The organism is Rhizobium sp. SEMIA4064 (genome assembly GCF_003025035.1).
Lineage (GTDB): Bacteria > Pseudomonadota > Alphaproteobacteria > Rhizobiales > Rhizobiaceae > Rhizobium > Rhizobium paranaense.
Genome location: NZ_PYJN01000005.1, coordinates 287,029 through 301,469 on the forward strand (window position 1 = coordinate 287,029; position 14,441 = coordinate 301,469).

A 14,441-nucleotide genomic window follows, 5' to 3' on the forward strand; every position below is an offset into this window, starting at 1 on the left:
CTTTCACCTTGAGGATAGAAAAATGGTCTCTACACACATTCTCTCTGCTTATGACGAGGACCTGAAGTTCCTGACGCGCCGCATTTCCGAAATGGGCGGCCTGGCGGAGCAGATGGTCAGCGACAGCGTCCGCGCGCTGGTCAACGGCGATGCCGCTCTGGCGCAGAAGGTCATCTCCGACGACGCCATTCTCGACCACGCCGAGCGCGAAGTCGGCGACAAGGCGATCGTCACCATCGCCCGCCGCCAGCCGATGGCTGCCGACCTTCGTGAAATCATGGGCTCCATCCGCATCGCTTCCGATCTGGAACGCGTTGGCGATCTCGGCAAGAACACCGCAAAGCGCGTCATCGCCGTGCAGGGCACCGGCGTTCCGCGGCGTCTCGCCCGCGGCATCGAACACCTCTCCGAACTGGCGCTCGTCCAGCTCAAGGAAGTGCTCGACGTCTACTCGACCCGTTCGCCCGACAAGGCCGTGTCGATCCGCGAGCGCGATGAGGAAATCGACGCCATGTACACCTCGCTCTTCCGCGAGATGCTGACCTACATGATGGAAGATCCGCGCAACATCACCACCTGCACGCATCTTCTTTTCTGCGCCAAGAACATCGAGCGCATCGGCGACCATGCCACCAACATCGCCGAGACGATCTATTACATGGCGACCGGTGCCCAGCCCGAAGGCGAGCGCCCGAAGGACGATACCGCCAACACCGTCGGTGCAGTGACGGAATAAAGTAGACGCCAAGAGAAGGAGACCAGAGGCGCATGGTTCCGAGAGTAGCTGTTGTAGAAGACGAGGAAGCGCTAAGCGTTCTGCTGCGCTATAATCTCGAGGCGGAAGGCTTCGAGGTCGACACTATCCTGAGAGGCGACGAAGCCGAGCTGCGCCTCCAGGAGCGCATCCCCGATCTTCTGATCCTCGATTGGATGCTCCCCGGCGTGTCCGGCATCGAGCTCTGCCGTCGGCTGCGTATGCGGCCGGAGACGGAGCGCCTGCCGATCATCATGCTCACCGCTCGCGGCGAGGAAAGCGAGCGCGTGCGCGGCCTTTCCACCGGCGCGGACGACTATGTCGTCAAGCCGTTCTCGACGCCGGAGCTGATGGCCCGCGTCAAGGCAATGCTGCGCCGAGCCCGCCCGGAGGTTCTGTCCACGGTCCTGCGCTGTGGCGATATCGAACTGGACCGCGAGACCCATCGCGTCCACCGCAAGAGCCGTGAAGTGCGGTTGGGGCCGACGGAATTCCGCCTGCTGGAATTCCTGATGTCATCGCCCGGCCGTGTCTTCTCGCGCTCTCAGTTGCTCGACGGCGTGTGGGGGCACGATATCTATGTCGACGAACGCACCGTCGACGTGCATGTCGGCCGTCTGCGCAAAGCGCTGAATTTCTCCAATATGCAGGATGTCATCCGCACCGTTCGCGGCGCGGGTTATTCTATGGAGGCCTGATCGGGGAAACCCGGCGGGCCGTCCTCCAACATGGCGGCGGAAACAGAAAACGGGCCTTTCGGCCCGTTTTTCATATGGTTGATATGGCTCAGTGTGCCGCCCGGCGCCGCTCATGCACGGGCTGGTAAGCCAGCCGCTGGTGGTAGGTGCAGTAGGGCGAGGAGTCCGGGCTGTCGTTGCCGCAGAAGTGAAAATCATCCTTCAGCGGGTCGCCGACCGGCCACTTGCAGGTGCGTTCGGTGAGTTCCGTCAGGCCGAGGCGGCGCGAGATCGGAACGACCACATTGGTGGCCGGGCGATATTCGATCTCGTGGACCGTATCGATCTCGACCTCTTCCTTGAGCATCGTCGCACCCTGCTGGCGGGTAACCGTGCGGGTTGCAACGCGCGAGGCGTAATTCGGCGCCCGTGGGGCCGAGGTATTGCGCTTCGGCGCTCGAGCTGCGGTTGCTGCGCCACCGGCCTTCGCTCGGCCTGGCAGGCTCAAGCGATGCACTTTGCCGATGACGGCATTACGGCTGACACCACCGAGCTGTGCCGCGATCTGGCTGGCGCTCAAACCTTCGGACCACAGCTTTTTCAGCTTCTCGACGCGTTCGTCTGTCCAATTCATGCCCTGTCTCCGCTGTCGCGTTTCTGATGGCAGAATCCCTCACCATTGCCTCGCATTGGGTCGAGGCGTGAAACGCTTTAAAATTGTGGTGACTAGTTCCGCCGCATGCAGTCTAGTAATTGGTTTTTAACCTAGTGTGAGGCTGACTCCGTGACAAGAGTCGCGGGATTCTTGAGGAATCGATTTCGAGGTTTTCCCCAACTTGCTATACGTGAGTGGCATTTATGCAATATAACTTGTCGAAGAGATGGCCTCCCTCCGGAGGCGCTCTGCCGCACCTGCTAAATCGCCAGTTTTGTTGACATCGCAGTGCAAAACATCAATAGTGCTCAGGCCGCCGAAAGGCGGCATTTTTGATTTTCCGGGGCCCGTTTCACACGAAGGAAACGACAGGCCCTAAAGGTTGTGATCGAGGAGAATGCGCCATGGCTGAAACCGCGCCGCTTTATGACACCTACATGCGTGCTCCGCTGCGGTTCGAGCGAGGCGAGGGCGTGTGGCTGATCACGGAGACCGGCGAGCGCTACCTCGATTTTGCCGCCGGCGTTGCGGTGAATTCGCTTGGCCACGCTCATCCCCATCTGGTTGCAGAGTTGAAGTCGCAGGCTGACAAGGTCTGGCACCTGTCCAACCTCTATGAGGTGCCGGGCCAGGAGAAATTGTCGAAGCGGCTGACGGACGCCACCTTCGCCGACAAGGTGTTCTTCACCAATTCCGGAGCCGAGGCTCTGGAATGCGCCATCAAGACGGCGCGTCGCTACCAGTTCTTCAAGGGGCATCCCGACAGATACCATATCATCACCTTCGAAGGCGCCTTCCATGGCCGCACGATCGCGACGATCGCTGCCGGCGGCCAGGAGAAATACCTGGAAGGTTTCGGCCCGAAGGCCCCCGGCTTCGACCAGGTGCCTTTCGGCGATCTCGACGCCGTGCGTGCCGAGATTACCGGTGCTACGGCTGCGATCCTGATCGAGCCGGTGCAGGGCGAGGGCGGTATCCGCCCGGCGACCAACGAGTTCCTGCGCGGCCTGCGTCAGATCTGCGACGAGCATGGCCTGCTTCTGGTCCTCGACGAGGTTCAGAGTGGCGTCGGTCGCACCGGCAAGCTCTTCGCCCATGAATGGGCCGGCATCACGCCGGATATCATGGCTGTCGCCAAGGGCATCGGCGGTGGCTTTCCGCTCGGCGCCTGCCTTGCGACCGCGGAGGCGGCCTCGGGCATGAAGGCGGGCACGCATGGCTCGACCTATGGCGGCAATCCGCTCGCCATGGCGGTCGGCAACGCCGTGCTCGATGTCGTGCTGTCGGATGGCTTCCTGCAGCATGTGCGCGATGTGGCCTTGGTCTTCCGCCAGGGTCTGGCCTCGCTCAAGGATCGTTTTCCGGATATTATCGAGGATGTCCGCGGCGAGGGGCTGCTGCTCGGCATCAAGGCTGCCATTCCGCAGTCGGATCTACTGCAGGCGATCCGCGCCGAACATCTGCTGGGTGTGCCGGCCGGCGACAACGTCATCCGTCTGCTGCCGCCGCTGGTGGTCACGGCCGAGGAGGCGCGCGAAGGCCTTGTCCGTATCGAACGCGCTGCAGAATCTCTGCGCGCCGCCCGCGTCAAGAAGTCGGCTTGAGTTCAACGCCTGCTGATCGGGGCGTTTTTGCCCTCACAGCGGGCGTTATCATTTCTGGAGTACAGGTAGGGACATGGCTTCACCGAAACACTTTCTCGATCTCTCGGCCGTCGCGGCTGCCGATCTGCGCAGCATCATTGACGATGCCATCGTGCGAAAGCAGGCGCTGAAGGCAGGTGCGGCCGACAAGCCGCTGGCCGGCAAGATGCTGGCGATGATCTTCGAGAAGCCGTCCACCCGCACCCGCGTCTCCTTCGACGTCGGCATGCGCCAGCTCGGCGGCGAGACGCTGTTCCTGTCGGGTACGGAAATGCAGCTCGGCCGCGCCGAGACGATCGGCGATACGGCGAAGGTGCTGTCGCGCTATGTCGACGCGATCATGATCCGCACGACCGAACATTCGCGCCTGTTGGAACTCGCCCAGCACGCGACCGTGCCGGTCATCAACGCGCTGACCGACGACACGCATCCCTGTCAGATCATGGCCGACATCATGACCTTTGAGGAGCATCGTGGCCCGATCAAGGGTAAGACCATTGCCTGGACCGGCGACGGCAACAACGTGCTGCATTCGCTGGTCGAAGGAGCTGCCCGTTTCGGCTATCGCATGAACATGGCCGTACCCCTTGGTTCTGAGCCCAAGGATCACTATCTGAACTGGGCCCGCAACGAGGGCGCCGAAATCATGCTCTCGCATGATGCCGACCGTGCGGTCGCCGGCGCCGATTGTGTGGTAACCGATACCTGGGTTTCCATGAATCAGGAGCACCGGGCCCGCGGTCACAACGTCTTCCAGCCCTATCAGGTCAACGCGGCTTTGATGGCACAGGCCGGCAAGGACGCGTTGTTCATGCATTGCCTGCCCGCCCATCGCGGGGAGGAAGTGACGGACGAGGTGATCGACGGTCCGCAATCCGTTGTTTTCGATGAGGCGGAAAACCGCCTTCATGCGCAAAAATCGATTCTTGCTTGGTGCCTGGGCGCGATCTGAGGATATAGAACCGCGTTTGATGTCGCGGGCGCAGTAGGAGTAGAGCAATGGCGGAAAGTGCAGCCTCGCTGGGTCAGTTTGATTTTGCCGGCGACGATCATGTCGTTCCCTTCCAGGTAGAGGGTCTTGATGTCCGTGGCCGCGCTGTGCAGCTCGGGCCGCTGTTGGACGCAATTCTCGCTAGGCACAGCTATCCGGCTCCTGTCGCGCGGTTGCTAGCCGAGGCGGTGGTGCTGACCGTATTGCTCGGCACTTCGCTGAAGTTCGAGGGCAAGTTCACCGTACAGACGAAGAGCGACGGACCGGTCGACCTTCTGGTCGCCGATTTTTCGACGCCGGAGAACGTGCGCGCCTATGCCCGCTTCGATGACGAGGCGCTGGCGCAGGCAGTGGCCGCCGGCAAGACCGAGCCGGAACAGTTGCTCGGCAAGGGCGTCCTCGCCTTCACCATCGATCAGGGTCGCTTCAGTCAGCCCTATCAGGGGATCGTGGCGCTCGACGGTGCGTCGCTCGAAGAGATTGCCGGCACCTATTTCCGCCAGTCGGAACAGATTCCGACGCGCGTCCGCCTCGGCGCTGCCGAATTGTTCGATCGCGACGAGGCCGGCAAGCCGCGCCATCGCTGGCGGGCGGGCGGCCTTGTCGCGCAGTTCCTACCGGAAGCACCGGAGCGCATGCGCCAGCCGGATTTCCACGGCGGAGACGGCGACACGAGCCTGCGCGAACACGTCGAGGATGATGCCTGGGCGGAAGCCCGCACGCTGGTCGAGACCATCGACGCCGACGAATTGACCGATCCGCAGGTCGGCACCGAGCGTCTGTTGTACCGCCTCTTCCATGAGCGCGGCGTGCGCGTCTACGAGCCCAAGGCGGTCTTCGACCGCTGCACCTGTTCACGCGACAAGCTGAAGGGCGTGTTGCGCGGCTTCTCCGCCGAGGAGATCGAAGCGAGCCAGGACAATGGCGAGATCGCCGTCACCTGCGAATTCTGTTCGACGACCTATCGCTTCGAGGTGTCCGAGGTGACGGAAGTCTGAGCGATTTCAGGAAAAGGGCGGGATAGTTCTCCGTCCGGCATTGCGAAGAACAAAGAGATGAAACGGTGTTGCGGTTCCGCGAAAAGCTGAGCCGCTTCAATCGGCTCAGTTCAGCGTCCGCAGCAAGTTGGGCGTATCCAACGAAAAGGCTGGGATTTTGACGTGAAACAGCTTCCCGTCGTCCGTCTCCATCTGGTAGTGGCCGAACATCATGCCTGAGGGTGTGTCGAGCGGACAGCCAGAAGAATATTCATAGGTATCGCCGGGCCGCAGCCTCGGCTGCTCACCCACAACGCCGGGTCCGGTCACTTCGTCCACCATGCCGTTCTGATCGGTGATGTGCCAGTAGCGCGTCACCAGCCGCACGGAGACGGTCGAGTGGTTGGAAATCACGATGCGATAACCCCAGACGTAACGATCGTCATCCGGATCGGATTGCTCCTCCAGATAAAAGGGTTCGACAACAACTTCGATGTCGTGTGTTAGAGCGCGATACATGCCTGACACCTTGGTCACTACTCCGAAACGTCGCGCGCTCAAACGAACGCACAAAGGACGCTCCAGCATTTTAAGTCTAGGGCACCTTATCCGCTTTCTATGATCCCACGGAAAGCGGGATACTTAGGGGTATCCTATAAAGCGACCTGTTCCGTCAAGGAATGGATTGGTGAAAACGCCTTTAGCGGATTAAATCCTTCGGATTTTCAGATGTTATGACTAACTCTAAAGGTTAATCGTCCGCGATCGAAAGTATAGGCGCGCGGTCTGTTTTCAAGATGTGTAAGCCCGCCCGAACAATATTCAGGCGGGTTTGGGTAGAACGTCAGCCGGAGACCTGCGCCAGTGCGCGGGCGAAATCTTCGACCAGATCCTCGCTGTCCTCGATCCCTGCCGAAAAGCGCACGGTTCCCGGCGAGATGCCGAGTTCGGCACGGGCTTCGTCCGTGAGGTTCTTGTGCGTGGTGGTGGCGGGATGAGTGATCAGGCTCTTCGAGTCGCCGAGATTGTTGGAAATCTTGACGATCTCCAGCGCGTTCTGCAGCTTGAAAGCCGCTTCCTTGCCGCCCTTCAGCTCGAAGGCCACCAGCGTCGAGCCGCCGGTCATCTGCTTGGCGATGATGTCGGCCTGCGGATGGTCCTTGCGGCCGGGATAGATCACTTTGCCGACCTTGCTCTGCTCTGCGAGGAAGTCGGCGACCTTGGCTGCGTTCTGCGTCTGCTGCTTGACGCGCAGCGGCAGGGTTTCAATGCCCTTCAGCAGCGTCCAGGCCGTGAACGGCGACATGGCCGGGCCGGTGTGGCGGAAGTAGTCGTGCAGGTTCTCGTCGATCCACTGCTTGTCGGAGAGGATGACGCCGCCGAGCGAGCGGCCCTGGCCGTCGATATGCTTGGTGGCGGAATAGACGACGATGTGGGCGCCGAGTTCCAGCGGCTTCTGGAACAGCGGCGTCGCGAAAACGTTGTCGACCACGACCTTGGCGCCGATCTGGTTGGCGAGCTTGGCGACGGCGGCGATGTCGACCACTTCCAGCGTCGGGTTGGTCGGGCTCTCCAGGAAGAAGACCTTGGTATTCGGCTGGATCGCCTTTTCCCAGTTCTCGATGAAGCGGCCGTCCACCAGCGTGCATTGGATACCGTATTTCGGCGCCAGCGTCTCGACGACCCAGCGGCAGGAGCCGAAGAGGGCGCGGGCTGCGACGATATGATCACCGGCCTTCAACTGGCAGAGGATGGCGGCGGAAACGGCGGCCATGCCGGAAGCGGTGGCGCGGGCATCTTCGGCGCCTTCCAGAGCGCACATGCGCTTTTCGAACATGTCGTTCGTCGGGCTGCCGTAGCGGGCGTAGATGAAGCCGTCGGTCTCACCCTTGAAACGGGCCTCGGCAGCTTCCGACGTGTCGTAGACGAAGCCTTGCGTCAGATAGATTGCTTCGGATGTCTCGCCGAATTGCGAACGGAGCGTTCCACCGTGAACGAGCTGGGTTGCGGGGCGCCAAGTCTTGCTCATGCCATCACCACTTTCAAAACAAAAAAACCGGTCGCGAAAGCAGACCGGTTTAACCCCGGTCCTTTTAGCCACTTGTTTAACGTGGCTGCAAGCCGACCGGCCAAATCACCACGGGATAAGTTGCAATACTGCCGTTGACCGCTTGCGTCAATTCCCCGAGTTTGGTTTTGTCTGCGGCAAATTACTGCCCGCGCGTCCGCCAGGATGTGCTGAGGCCGCAGTAACATTTGTACGGCGCATAACCGGCAAGTTTGTTCTCGACTTGCCCTGTCATACGCTGGGAAAGAGGCATGATGGCTCGCACTACTGGAATTTTGGCCGATCGCGCCATTGCAGCGCTCTTCGAAGCGGGACGGCTGACGAGCGAAAAAGAACTGGATGTCGATCAGATCCAGCCGGCGAGCCTGGATCTCAGGCTCAGTGCGCATGCTTTCCGTGTCCGCGCCAGCTTCATGCCCGGCCCGTCGCATCTTGTCGCCGACAAGCTCGACCGGCTGAAGCTGCACGTCGTCGATCTCTCGGAAGGCGCGGTGTTGGAAACCGGCTGCGTCTACATCGTCCCGCTAATGGAGCGGCTCGACCTGCCGGCCGATATGTCCGCTTCCGCCAATCCAAAAAGCTCGACTGGCCGCCTGGATATCTTCACCCGCGTCATCACCGACCGCGCGCAGGAGTTCGACAAGATCCCGGCCGGCTATTCCGGCCCGCTCTATCTCGAAATCAGTCCGCGCACCTTCCCGATCGTCGTGCGTCGCGGCTCGCGCCTGTCGCAAATCCGCTTCCGTGTCGGCCAGGCCATGCTCTCCGAGCCGGAACTGCTGGCGCTGCACGAGAGCGAGACGCTGGTCGCCAGCAAGAAGCCGAACGTCACCGGCGGCGGCATCGCGCTCTCGATCGATCTGGCGGGCGATAAGGAAGGCCTGATCGGCTATCGCGGCAAGCATCACACGGCTGTCGTCGACGTCGACAAGAAGGCCCAGCACGATATCTTCGATTTCTGGGAGCCGCTCTATAGCCGTGGCCGGACCGAACTGATCCTCGATCCGGACGAATTCTACATTCTCGTCTCGCGCGAAGCCGTTCATGTGCCGCCGCATTATGCCGCCGAAATGACGCCCTTCGATCCCTTGGTCGGCGAATTCCGCGTTCATTACGCGGGCTTTTTCGACCCCGGCTTCGGCCACGCACCCGCCGGCGGCCGCGGCAGCCGCGCCGTGCTGGAAGTGCGCAGCCACGAAGTCCCCTTCATCCTCGAAGACAGCCAGATCGTCGGCCGTCTGGTCTACGAGCACATGCTGGAACAACCCTCAAGCCTCTATGGCTCCGGCGTTGGTTCAAACTATCAGGCGCAGGGCCTGAAGCTTTCCAAGCACTTCCGGCTGTGATCCTCTATTTGGCGGCCTTGACACAGGCCGCCAACTGTTGGACATCTCTGGATGTCATGCGGGTGTAGCTCAATGGTAGAGCAGCAGCTTCCCAAGCTGAATACGAGGGTTCGATTCCCTTCACCCGCTCCAGCTATTTCAATTTACCTCAATAGACCAGCGGCCTTCCGCAGAGCCTCGTTTATACGGCTTTGCCAGCCTTCGCCGTCCGCCTTGAAAGCTTCGACAACATCACGGTCCAGGCGAATGCTGACGGCAAGCTTGGGATTTTCCGATTTGGGACGCCCGCCTAGATTCCTGCGGATTTCCTCGGTGAGTTCAGGGAATGCCTCCGTAAACGGCTTGGCCTTTCGTAACGTCTCTTCCGTGACTGGCGGGTTGTCGGAAACCTCATCCCAATCCTGCTTCGTATAACCTCGGCCTTCTTTGAAGGAACGCGGACGTTCAAATTTGACAACCATCAGAGCAGGCTCCTTTCTTTACTATTGGCGCGGCGCATGGAAATGACGGATATGCCTTCCGAACCAAGGGTGCCGAAGATCACTGAAATCGTGCCGTCTTGCATCTTGCCGATAGCCTGGGGGCGATTCTTCTTCGCGGGGATCACAATGGAATTCAGGAAGAATTCGAGAGATAGAGCGGCAAAGTCAAGGCCGTGCTTCTCCAAATTGGCTATTCGCTTCGGCTCGTCCCAAGTAATTTCATTAGATTTTGTATATACGAAAACTAAAAGTTTGCCAACAGTTTTCATATATACAAAAAGGCTGCAATGTCAAGAACGGCATCTTCGTCTGTAGCGTTTCAGCAAATCCCTCGCGGAAGGCTGCGATGGAACGGCCGCTGAGGTGAATACCCGTCCTTATTCAGGTTAATGCCAGACATTCGTGCCAGAAGGTCATCCCTTAACTGGAGCGGATGCCGATGCTCAATGTTGCGCTGTTTTACAGGTTGAGGGCGGTCTTCACGCGCGGCGTGTTGAAGATTTCCCGCCGCACCAAGGTGCCGCCCAGTGCGACGATTATCTGGAAGGATGGCAGCGTCAGCATCGGGCCAAAGGCCTTTCTCCGCAAGGGGATCGTCATCGATGCCCAACGCGGCAGCATCGAGATCGGCCGGAGCGTCTCCCTCAACGACTACGCCATTCTGCTCGGGCGCGGCGGCATCACGATCGGCAATGATGTGCGGATCGCCGCTCATGCCATGGTGGTTTCGTTCGACCACAATTTCGATGATCCAACACAGCCCATTCGCATGCAGGGCGTCACCAAGAAGCCGGTTGTCATCGAAGACGATGTCTGGATCGGCGCCGGGGCGAAAATCCTTGGCGGCTCCCATATATCCAAAGGATGCGTCATCGGCGCCAATGCCGTCGTCAAGGGAAAGACCGAACCCTATGGCATCTATGTCGGCGCTCCCGCGCGGCTGGTCAGGTGGCGGGGTGAAACGGGCGGCGTCAGCCACGCGAATGTCGAACGGCTTTCTTTCTCCAAAAGAAAAACGGATCAATAGGCCCCTTCAAAGAAACAGGCGGGATGCGATGAAGCGTCCCGCCTGTTTTCATGTGGAGTTATAGCGCCGAGCAGCGCTGACGGCCTCAGAATTCCGTCCAGTCCGCGTCCTTTGGGGGAGCCGAAACTGTCTGGCTGTTGCCGCCAAAGGCGCTCATCAGCTTCTGGCCGAGCGCGCGGGCGGGTGAGGGGGCCGGGCGTGCCTTCGTCCCTTCGACGGCACGAACCGGAGCAACAGCCGGTCGCGGTGCGGGGCGGGTGGAGATGCGCGGCGCGTGGCTCGACGGGGCCGCGGAAGCAACGTAACTACCTTCGGTTCCGGTCATGCGGAACTGGCCGAGCAGGGCCGTCAGCGAGGCGGCTTCCGTTGCCAGGCTCTGGCTGGAGGCTGTGCTCTCCTCGACCATGGCGGCGTTCTGCTGCGTGCCGTGGTCCATGGCGTTGACGGCGGTATTGATCTCCTGCAGGCCCGCCGATTGTTCGCGGGAGGCTTCGGCAATGGCATGCACATGCCGGTTGATCTCCTGCACTTCCGAGACGATGGCGTCGAGCGCCTTGCCGGTCTCGTCGACGAGATCGACGCCGGTCTGCACATGCGTGCTGGACGCGGTGATCAGCGATTTGATCTCCTTGGCGGCATTGGCCGAGCGCTGCGCCAGTTCGCGCACTTCCTGGGCGACGACCGCAAAGCCCTTGCCGGCTTCACCGGCGCGGGCTGCTTCGACACCGGCGTTCAAAGCGAGAAGGTTGGTCTGAAAAGCGATGTCGTCGATCACGCCGATGATGTTGCCGATCTCGGAGGAGGATTTCTCGATCTGCTGCATGGCGCTGACGGCGTTGCGGACGATCTCGCCGGACCGTTCGGCGCCGGCGCGGGTGTGGGCGACAAGCTGGCTTGCTTCTTCCGCCCGCTTGGCCGCGTCCTTGACCGTGGTGGTGATTTGTTCCAGGGCGGCCGCCGTTTCTTCGACGGCGGCGGCCTGTTGTTCAGTCCGCTTGGAAAGCTCTTCAGCGGAACCGCGGATCTCGTTGGCGCCGGCATTGATGGCGCGCGCATTGGCGCCGACCGCCTGCATCGCCTCGTTCAGCTTGATCAGCGAATTGTTGAAATCCTGCCGTAGCTGGTCGAGATGGGCGACGAACTGCGTGTTGATGTGGGTGACGAGATCGCCGTCGGCCAGACGCTTCAGGCCGTCGCCGAGCGCCTGCACTGCCTGCTGCAGATGCGCGTCTTCTGCCACCCGCTGCGCCTCACGTTCGGCGCGTTCGCTGTCGCTGAGGTTACGGTCGGCTTCGGCCTGCGCTTCCAGCCGGGCGCGTTCGATGGCGTTGTCGCGGAAAACGGAAACTGCCGAGGCCATTTGACCGATTTCGTCGCGGCGGTCGAGACCCTCGATCTCGCTCGTCGTGTCGCCGCTGGTAAGCGTCACCATGCGGCGATGCAGGCGCGCCAACGGTGTCGCAATTTCGGTCTGCGCGACATAGAGGCCAAGGCCGATGGCCAGAAACGTCAGAGTGCCGAAAATGGCGAGCGTGTAGTTGATTGTGGTGTTGACGTGGGCCGACACGTCATCGGCGCCCTTGTCCATCCGGTCGGTCAACTCGTTGTTGTCCGCCTGCATCTTGGCAACGAGCGCGGTCAACTTGTCGCTGACGGCGATCATGGTTGCGGTCGCGCCTTTGACGTCGCCGCTCTTGCGCTGGTCGATCATTTTGTTCGTCAGCGCTTCCAGTTCGTCTATGCCCGCGAGGATCACATCGATTTGAGCCTTTTGCGCAGGAACCTGGATTTCGGCTTGTTTCAACCGATCCTTGGCCTCCGCGAAACGGCTCTTGCCCGCTGCGACCGTCTTGAAGACGTCGCTGTCGGGATCGAAATTCAGCATCATGCTTGCCTGCAGCACGGAGGCGAGAACGGATGTGCTGGAGCGCGTGCCTTGCGTCGCCGCAACGGCCTCGTTGTCGAGGAAGGCGCTGTAGACCTCGTCCGCTTTGCGGAATTCGCTGACGATGTAGAGCAAGCCGGCGAAAGAGATGATCCCGAGAAAGAGGATCACGGCGAGCATCTTGGTTTTGATTTTCAGGTTCCTGAACATGACGATCCGCCCGAAGGATATCGCGCAGCACCAACGACAGCGCGCCATGATCCGCTTTCCCTGGAGAAAAGATGGACGTCGCGCTTGCTGCCTGATGCACGCAAGTGAAGCCGAATTTTATGAGATACCTTGGCCAGCAAGGTTCGGACGACCTGCGTCATGCGATCAGCTTCGGGAGCCGACGTCGTCGATGCCAAATAGAATCGATAGAGCTTAATCGACCGCTAACATCAGTATCTTTCAGGCCCGATTCTGCCGGCTATCCCCGCTTTTTCCGGCTATTGCATTCTCCCCTCGGCACGACTCTGTTACACCGGTTTCGAAATCGGAAACCGCGAACCGACCGGAGGGGATCATCGTCATGCGTGTTTGCCTTTCGTCGTTGGAATCCTTGGCCAGGCGCGTGGCATGCGTGGCGCTGCTTTCCGCGTCCTGCGCCATGCCTCTGGCCGCCCAGGAGGCGCCACCCTCCGGCCTACCGATCCTGTTCGACTCGCGAGAGCGGCTGCCGAAGCCAGACCTTTCTTCGCTGGTCAGGCTTCGCTTCCTGACCTCCGTCGACTTTCCGCCTTTCAATTTCGCCGATCAGAACGGCAAGCTCGCCGGCTTTCATGTCGATCTTGCGCGCGAGATTTGCGACGAGCTCGGCATATCGGACAAATGTCAGATCCAGGCGCTGCCATTCGATGAATTGCAGGGCGCGCTATCCGCCTCGCAAGGTGATGCGGTGATTGCCGGCGTCGCCGTGACGCCTGAGCTGCGCAAGAGCTTTGCCTTTTCGCGTCCCTTCCTGATGTTGCCTGCCCGCTTCGTCCGCAATCTCAAGGCGTCGATCGACGGCACGACGGCCGCCGCCCTTGCCGGTCATTCTGTGGGCGTGGTCAAGCGCACGGCGCATGAGTCGATGCTCGCCGCCTTTTTCCCCGACATCAAGCAGGTTCCCTTTGACGACAAGAACGCGCTGCTAACGGCGGTGAAGGACGGCAAGGTCGACGCTGCCTTTGCCGATGGGTTGCAACTGTCCTTCTGGGTATCGTCGTCATCGGCTGAAAAATGCTGCGCGCTGTTTGATGGCCCCTATCTCTCCCAGCAATTCCTGGGCGAGGGCATGACCATCATGTTGCGGCAGCAGGACGCCGATCTGACGGCCGCGATCAATCACGCGCTGGCAACATTGTCCCGCGACAGCCGGCTGCAGGAAATCTATCTGCGATATTTTCCCTACGGACTTTATTGATGAAGCGTCTCAGCCCTTGCGGTAGCGGGCAATAGCGCTGCGCTCGATGGCGGCACAGGTCAGCTTGTCGAGACCGAGACGGTCGCGCAGCAGGCTGAGCAGGCGCAGTTCCTCTGCCTTGACCGAGAAATCGGCAGAGGCCACCTCGACGGCAAGTGCATAGGCAGTGTCGTAGAGCCGCGCCGGCAGGGTGTCGCGCACGGTTTCCAGCACAATATCGAGCCCTTCGTTGCCAGCGAGAAGCTTGGCGCAATCGCGCGAAACGGAGATCAGTCGCTCGTCATCGAAGCCGTCGAAAACCGGCAGTGCGTGGATCAGCTCGCCAATCCGGCCCAATTCCTTGTCGTTCATGGTCCGATCGACGGCGGATGCGATCACCATGACGTAGATCAGGGCTTCATGGGCGGAAAGCGGCTTGTTCATGGCAGTGCAAAATCCTTCAATTTGGCAGCAGACTAGAAAGTCGCGCCTCTCATGACAAGAGCGCGT

The 14,441-nt window shown here is 60.7% G+C and carries 15 protein-coding genes, 1 tRNA gene and 1 riboswitch; of the genes, 9 read left to right on the plus strand and 7 right to left on the minus strand.

The annotated features are described in order from the left end of the window. The first annotated feature begins 22 nt into the window (after positions 1-22). Positions 23-736 carry a phosphate signaling complex protein PhoU gene (phoU, locus tag C9E91_RS03205; protein ID WP_107106910.1) on the plus strand — a complete coding sequence of 238 codons (714 nt, stop codon included), beginning with the start codon at positions 23-25 and terminating at the stop codon, positions 734-736. 32 nt (positions 737-768) lie between these two features. Further along, the gene (phoB, locus tag C9E91_RS03210; RefSeq protein ID WP_004128368.1) at positions 769-1,452 is read left to right on the plus strand and encodes a phosphate regulon transcriptional regulator PhoB; all 684 of its coding nucleotides are present in this window, start codon (positions 769-771) and stop codon (positions 1,450-1,452) included. Between the two features lie 88 nt (positions 1,453-1,540). On the opposite strand, the gene C9E91_RS03215 is transcribed toward phoB, so the two are convergent. Next, a complete protein-coding gene (locus tag C9E91_RS03215) occupies positions 1,541-2,065 on the minus strand; it encodes a GcrA family cell cycle regulator (RefSeq protein ID WP_107106911.1) in 525 nt (174 codons plus the stop codon). Between the two features lie 425 nt (positions 2,066-2,490). On the opposite strand from C9E91_RS03215, the gene C9E91_RS03220 reads away from it, so the two are divergent. From C9E91_RS03220 to C9E91_RS03230, 3 genes are all read left to right on the plus strand, one after another. Further along, positions 2,491-3,690, plus strand: a complete 1,200-nt coding sequence (locus tag C9E91_RS03220) for an aspartate aminotransferase family protein (RefSeq protein ID WP_107106912.1) — start codon at positions 2,491-2,493, stop codon at positions 3,688-3,690. Between the two features lie 73 nt (positions 3,691-3,763). Further along, positions 3,764-4,681 (plus strand): ornithine carbamoyltransferase, encoded by a 918-nt coding sequence (gene argF, locus C9E91_RS03225; protein ID WP_104821927.1) that lies wholly within the window; start codon positions 3,764-3,766, stop codon positions 4,679-4,681. 47 nt (positions 4,682-4,728) lie between these two features. Further along, positions 4,729-5,718, plus strand: coding sequence for an Hsp33 family molecular chaperone (locus tag C9E91_RS03230; RefSeq protein ID WP_107106913.1), 990 nt, complete (start codon positions 4,729-4,731; stop codon positions 5,716-5,718). Positions 5,719-5,823: 105 nt separating this feature from the next. Here C9E91_RS03230 and apaG read toward each other — a convergent pair whose 3' ends face one another. Together apaG and C9E91_RS03240 are read right to left on the minus strand one after the other, a co-directional pair. Then, positions 5,824-6,216 (minus strand): Co2+/Mg2+ efflux facilitator ApaG/CorD, encoded by a 393-nt coding sequence (apaG, locus tag C9E91_RS03235; protein WP_107106914.1) that lies wholly within the window; start codon positions 6,214-6,216, stop codon positions 5,824-5,826. 325 nt (positions 6,217-6,541) lie between these two features. Further along, entirely contained in the window at positions 6,542-7,726 is a 1,185-nt protein-coding gene (locus C9E91_RS03240; RefSeq protein ID WP_107106915.1) for an O-succinylhomoserine sulfhydrylase, read from the minus strand. A 43-nt stretch (positions 7,727-7,769) separates the two neighbouring features. Continuing rightward, positions 7,770-7,848: riboswitch (SAM riboswitch) on the minus strand. Between the two features lie 168 nt (positions 7,849-8,016). Here C9E91_RS03240 and C9E91_RS03245 point away from each other — a divergent pair. Both C9E91_RS03245 and C9E91_RS03250 read left to right on the plus strand, forming a co-directional pair. Beyond that, on the plus strand, positions 8,017-9,111 hold the full coding sequence (locus C9E91_RS03245) for a 2'-deoxycytidine 5'-triphosphate deaminase (RefSeq protein ID WP_181315996.1): 1,095 nt from the start codon (positions 8,017-8,019) through the stop codon (positions 9,109-9,111). Positions 9,112-9,169: 58 nt separating this feature from the next. Continuing rightward, a tRNA-Gly gene (locus C9E91_RS03250) sits at positions 9,170-9,243 on the plus strand. A gap of 11 nt (positions 9,244-9,254) precedes the next feature. Here C9E91_RS03250 and C9E91_RS03255 read toward each other — a convergent pair. Next, entirely contained in the window at positions 9,255-9,572 is a 318-nt protein-coding gene (locus C9E91_RS03255) for a BrnA antitoxin family protein (RefSeq protein WP_107106916.1), read from the minus strand. After that, positions 9,572-9,862 carry a BrnT family toxin gene (locus C9E91_RS03260; protein WP_107106917.1) on the minus strand — a complete coding sequence of 97 codons (291 nt, stop codon included), beginning with the start codon at positions 9,860-9,862 and terminating at the stop codon, positions 9,572-9,574. Before C9E91_RS03260 ends, C9E91_RS03255 begins: the two co-directional genes overlap by 1 nt. Before the next feature lie 170 nt (positions 9,863-10,032). Between C9E91_RS03260 and C9E91_RS03265 the strand changes: the two genes are divergently transcribed. Further along, positions 10,033-10,620 (plus strand): acyltransferase, encoded by a 588-nt coding sequence (locus C9E91_RS03265; RefSeq protein ID WP_107107051.1) that lies wholly within the window; start codon positions 10,033-10,035, stop codon positions 10,618-10,620. Between the two features lie 85 nt (positions 10,621-10,705). Here C9E91_RS03265 and C9E91_RS03270 read toward each other — a convergent pair whose 3' ends face one another. Then, positions 10,706-12,715, minus strand: a complete 2,010-nt coding sequence (locus tag C9E91_RS03270; protein WP_107107052.1) for a methyl-accepting chemotaxis protein — start codon at positions 12,713-12,715, stop codon at positions 10,706-10,708. A 439-nt stretch (positions 12,716-13,154) separates the two neighbouring features. Here C9E91_RS03270 and C9E91_RS03275 point away from each other — a divergent pair, with 439 nt between their 5' ends. Beyond that, a complete protein-coding gene (locus C9E91_RS03275) occupies positions 13,155-13,952 on the plus strand; it encodes a transporter substrate-binding domain-containing protein (RefSeq protein ID WP_245407410.1) in 798 nt (265 codons plus the stop codon). Positions 13,953-13,961: 9 nt separating this feature from the next. Here C9E91_RS03275 and C9E91_RS03280 read toward each other — a convergent pair whose 3' ends face one another. Further along, positions 13,962-14,375 (minus strand): tellurite resistance TerB family protein, encoded by a 414-nt coding sequence (locus C9E91_RS03280; RefSeq protein WP_107106919.1) that lies wholly within the window; start codon positions 14,373-14,375, stop codon positions 13,962-13,964. Positions 14,376-14,441: the final 66 nt, after the last annotated feature.

Coding starts and splice junctions, on each gene's coding strand:
- C9E91_RS03260 (WP_107106917.1), bottom strand. CDS start 9,862: ATGAAAACTGTTGGCAAACTTTTAGTTTTCGTATATACAAAATCTAAT.
- C9E91_RS03230 (WP_107106913.1), top strand. CDS start 4,729: ATGGCGGAAAGTGCAGCCTCGCTGGGTCAGTTTGATTTTGCCGGCGAC.
- C9E91_RS03280 (WP_107106919.1), bottom strand. CDS start 14,375: ATGAACAAGCCGCTTTCCGCCCATGAAGCCCTGATCTACGTCATGGTG.
- C9E91_RS03275 (WP_245407410.1), top strand. CDS start 13,155: ATGCCTCTGGCCGCCCAGGAGGCGCCACCCTCCGGCCTACCGATCCTG.
- C9E91_RS03220 (WP_107106912.1), top strand. CDS start 2,491: ATGGCTGAAACCGCGCCGCTTTATGACACCTACATGCGTGCTCCGCTG.
- apaG (WP_107106914.1), bottom strand. CDS start 6,216: ATGTATCGCGCTCTAACACACGACATCGAAGTTGTTGTCGAACCCTTT.
- phoU (WP_107106910.1), top strand. CDS start 23: ATGGTCTCTACACACATTCTCTCTGCTTATGACGAGGACCTGAAGTTC.
- C9E91_RS03240 (WP_107106915.1), bottom strand. CDS start 7,726: ATGAGCAAGACTTGGCGCCCCGCAACCCAGCTCGTTCACGGTGGAACG.
- C9E91_RS03270 (WP_107107052.1), bottom strand. CDS start 12,715: ATGTTCAGGAACCTGAAAATCAAAACCAAGATGCTCGCCGTGATCCTC.
- phoB (WP_004128368.1), top strand. CDS start 769: ATGGTTCCGAGAGTAGCTGTTGTAGAAGACGAGGAAGCGCTAAGCGTT.
- C9E91_RS03255 (WP_107106916.1), bottom strand. CDS start 9,572: ATGGTTGTCAAATTTGAACGTCCGCGTTCCTTCAAAGAAGGCCGAGGT.
- C9E91_RS03265 (WP_107107051.1), top strand. CDS start 10,033: ATGCTCAATGTTGCGCTGTTTTACAGGTTGAGGGCGGTCTTCACGCGC.
- argF (WP_104821927.1), top strand. CDS start 3,764: ATGGCTTCACCGAAACACTTTCTCGATCTCTCGGCCGTCGCGGCTGCC.
- C9E91_RS03215 (WP_107106911.1), bottom strand. CDS start 2,065: ATGAATTGGACAGACGAACGCGTCGAGAAGCTGAAAAAGCTGTGGTCC.
- C9E91_RS03245 (WP_181315996.1), top strand. CDS start 8,017: ATGATGGCTCGCACTACTGGAATTTTGGCCGATCGCGCCATTGCAGCG.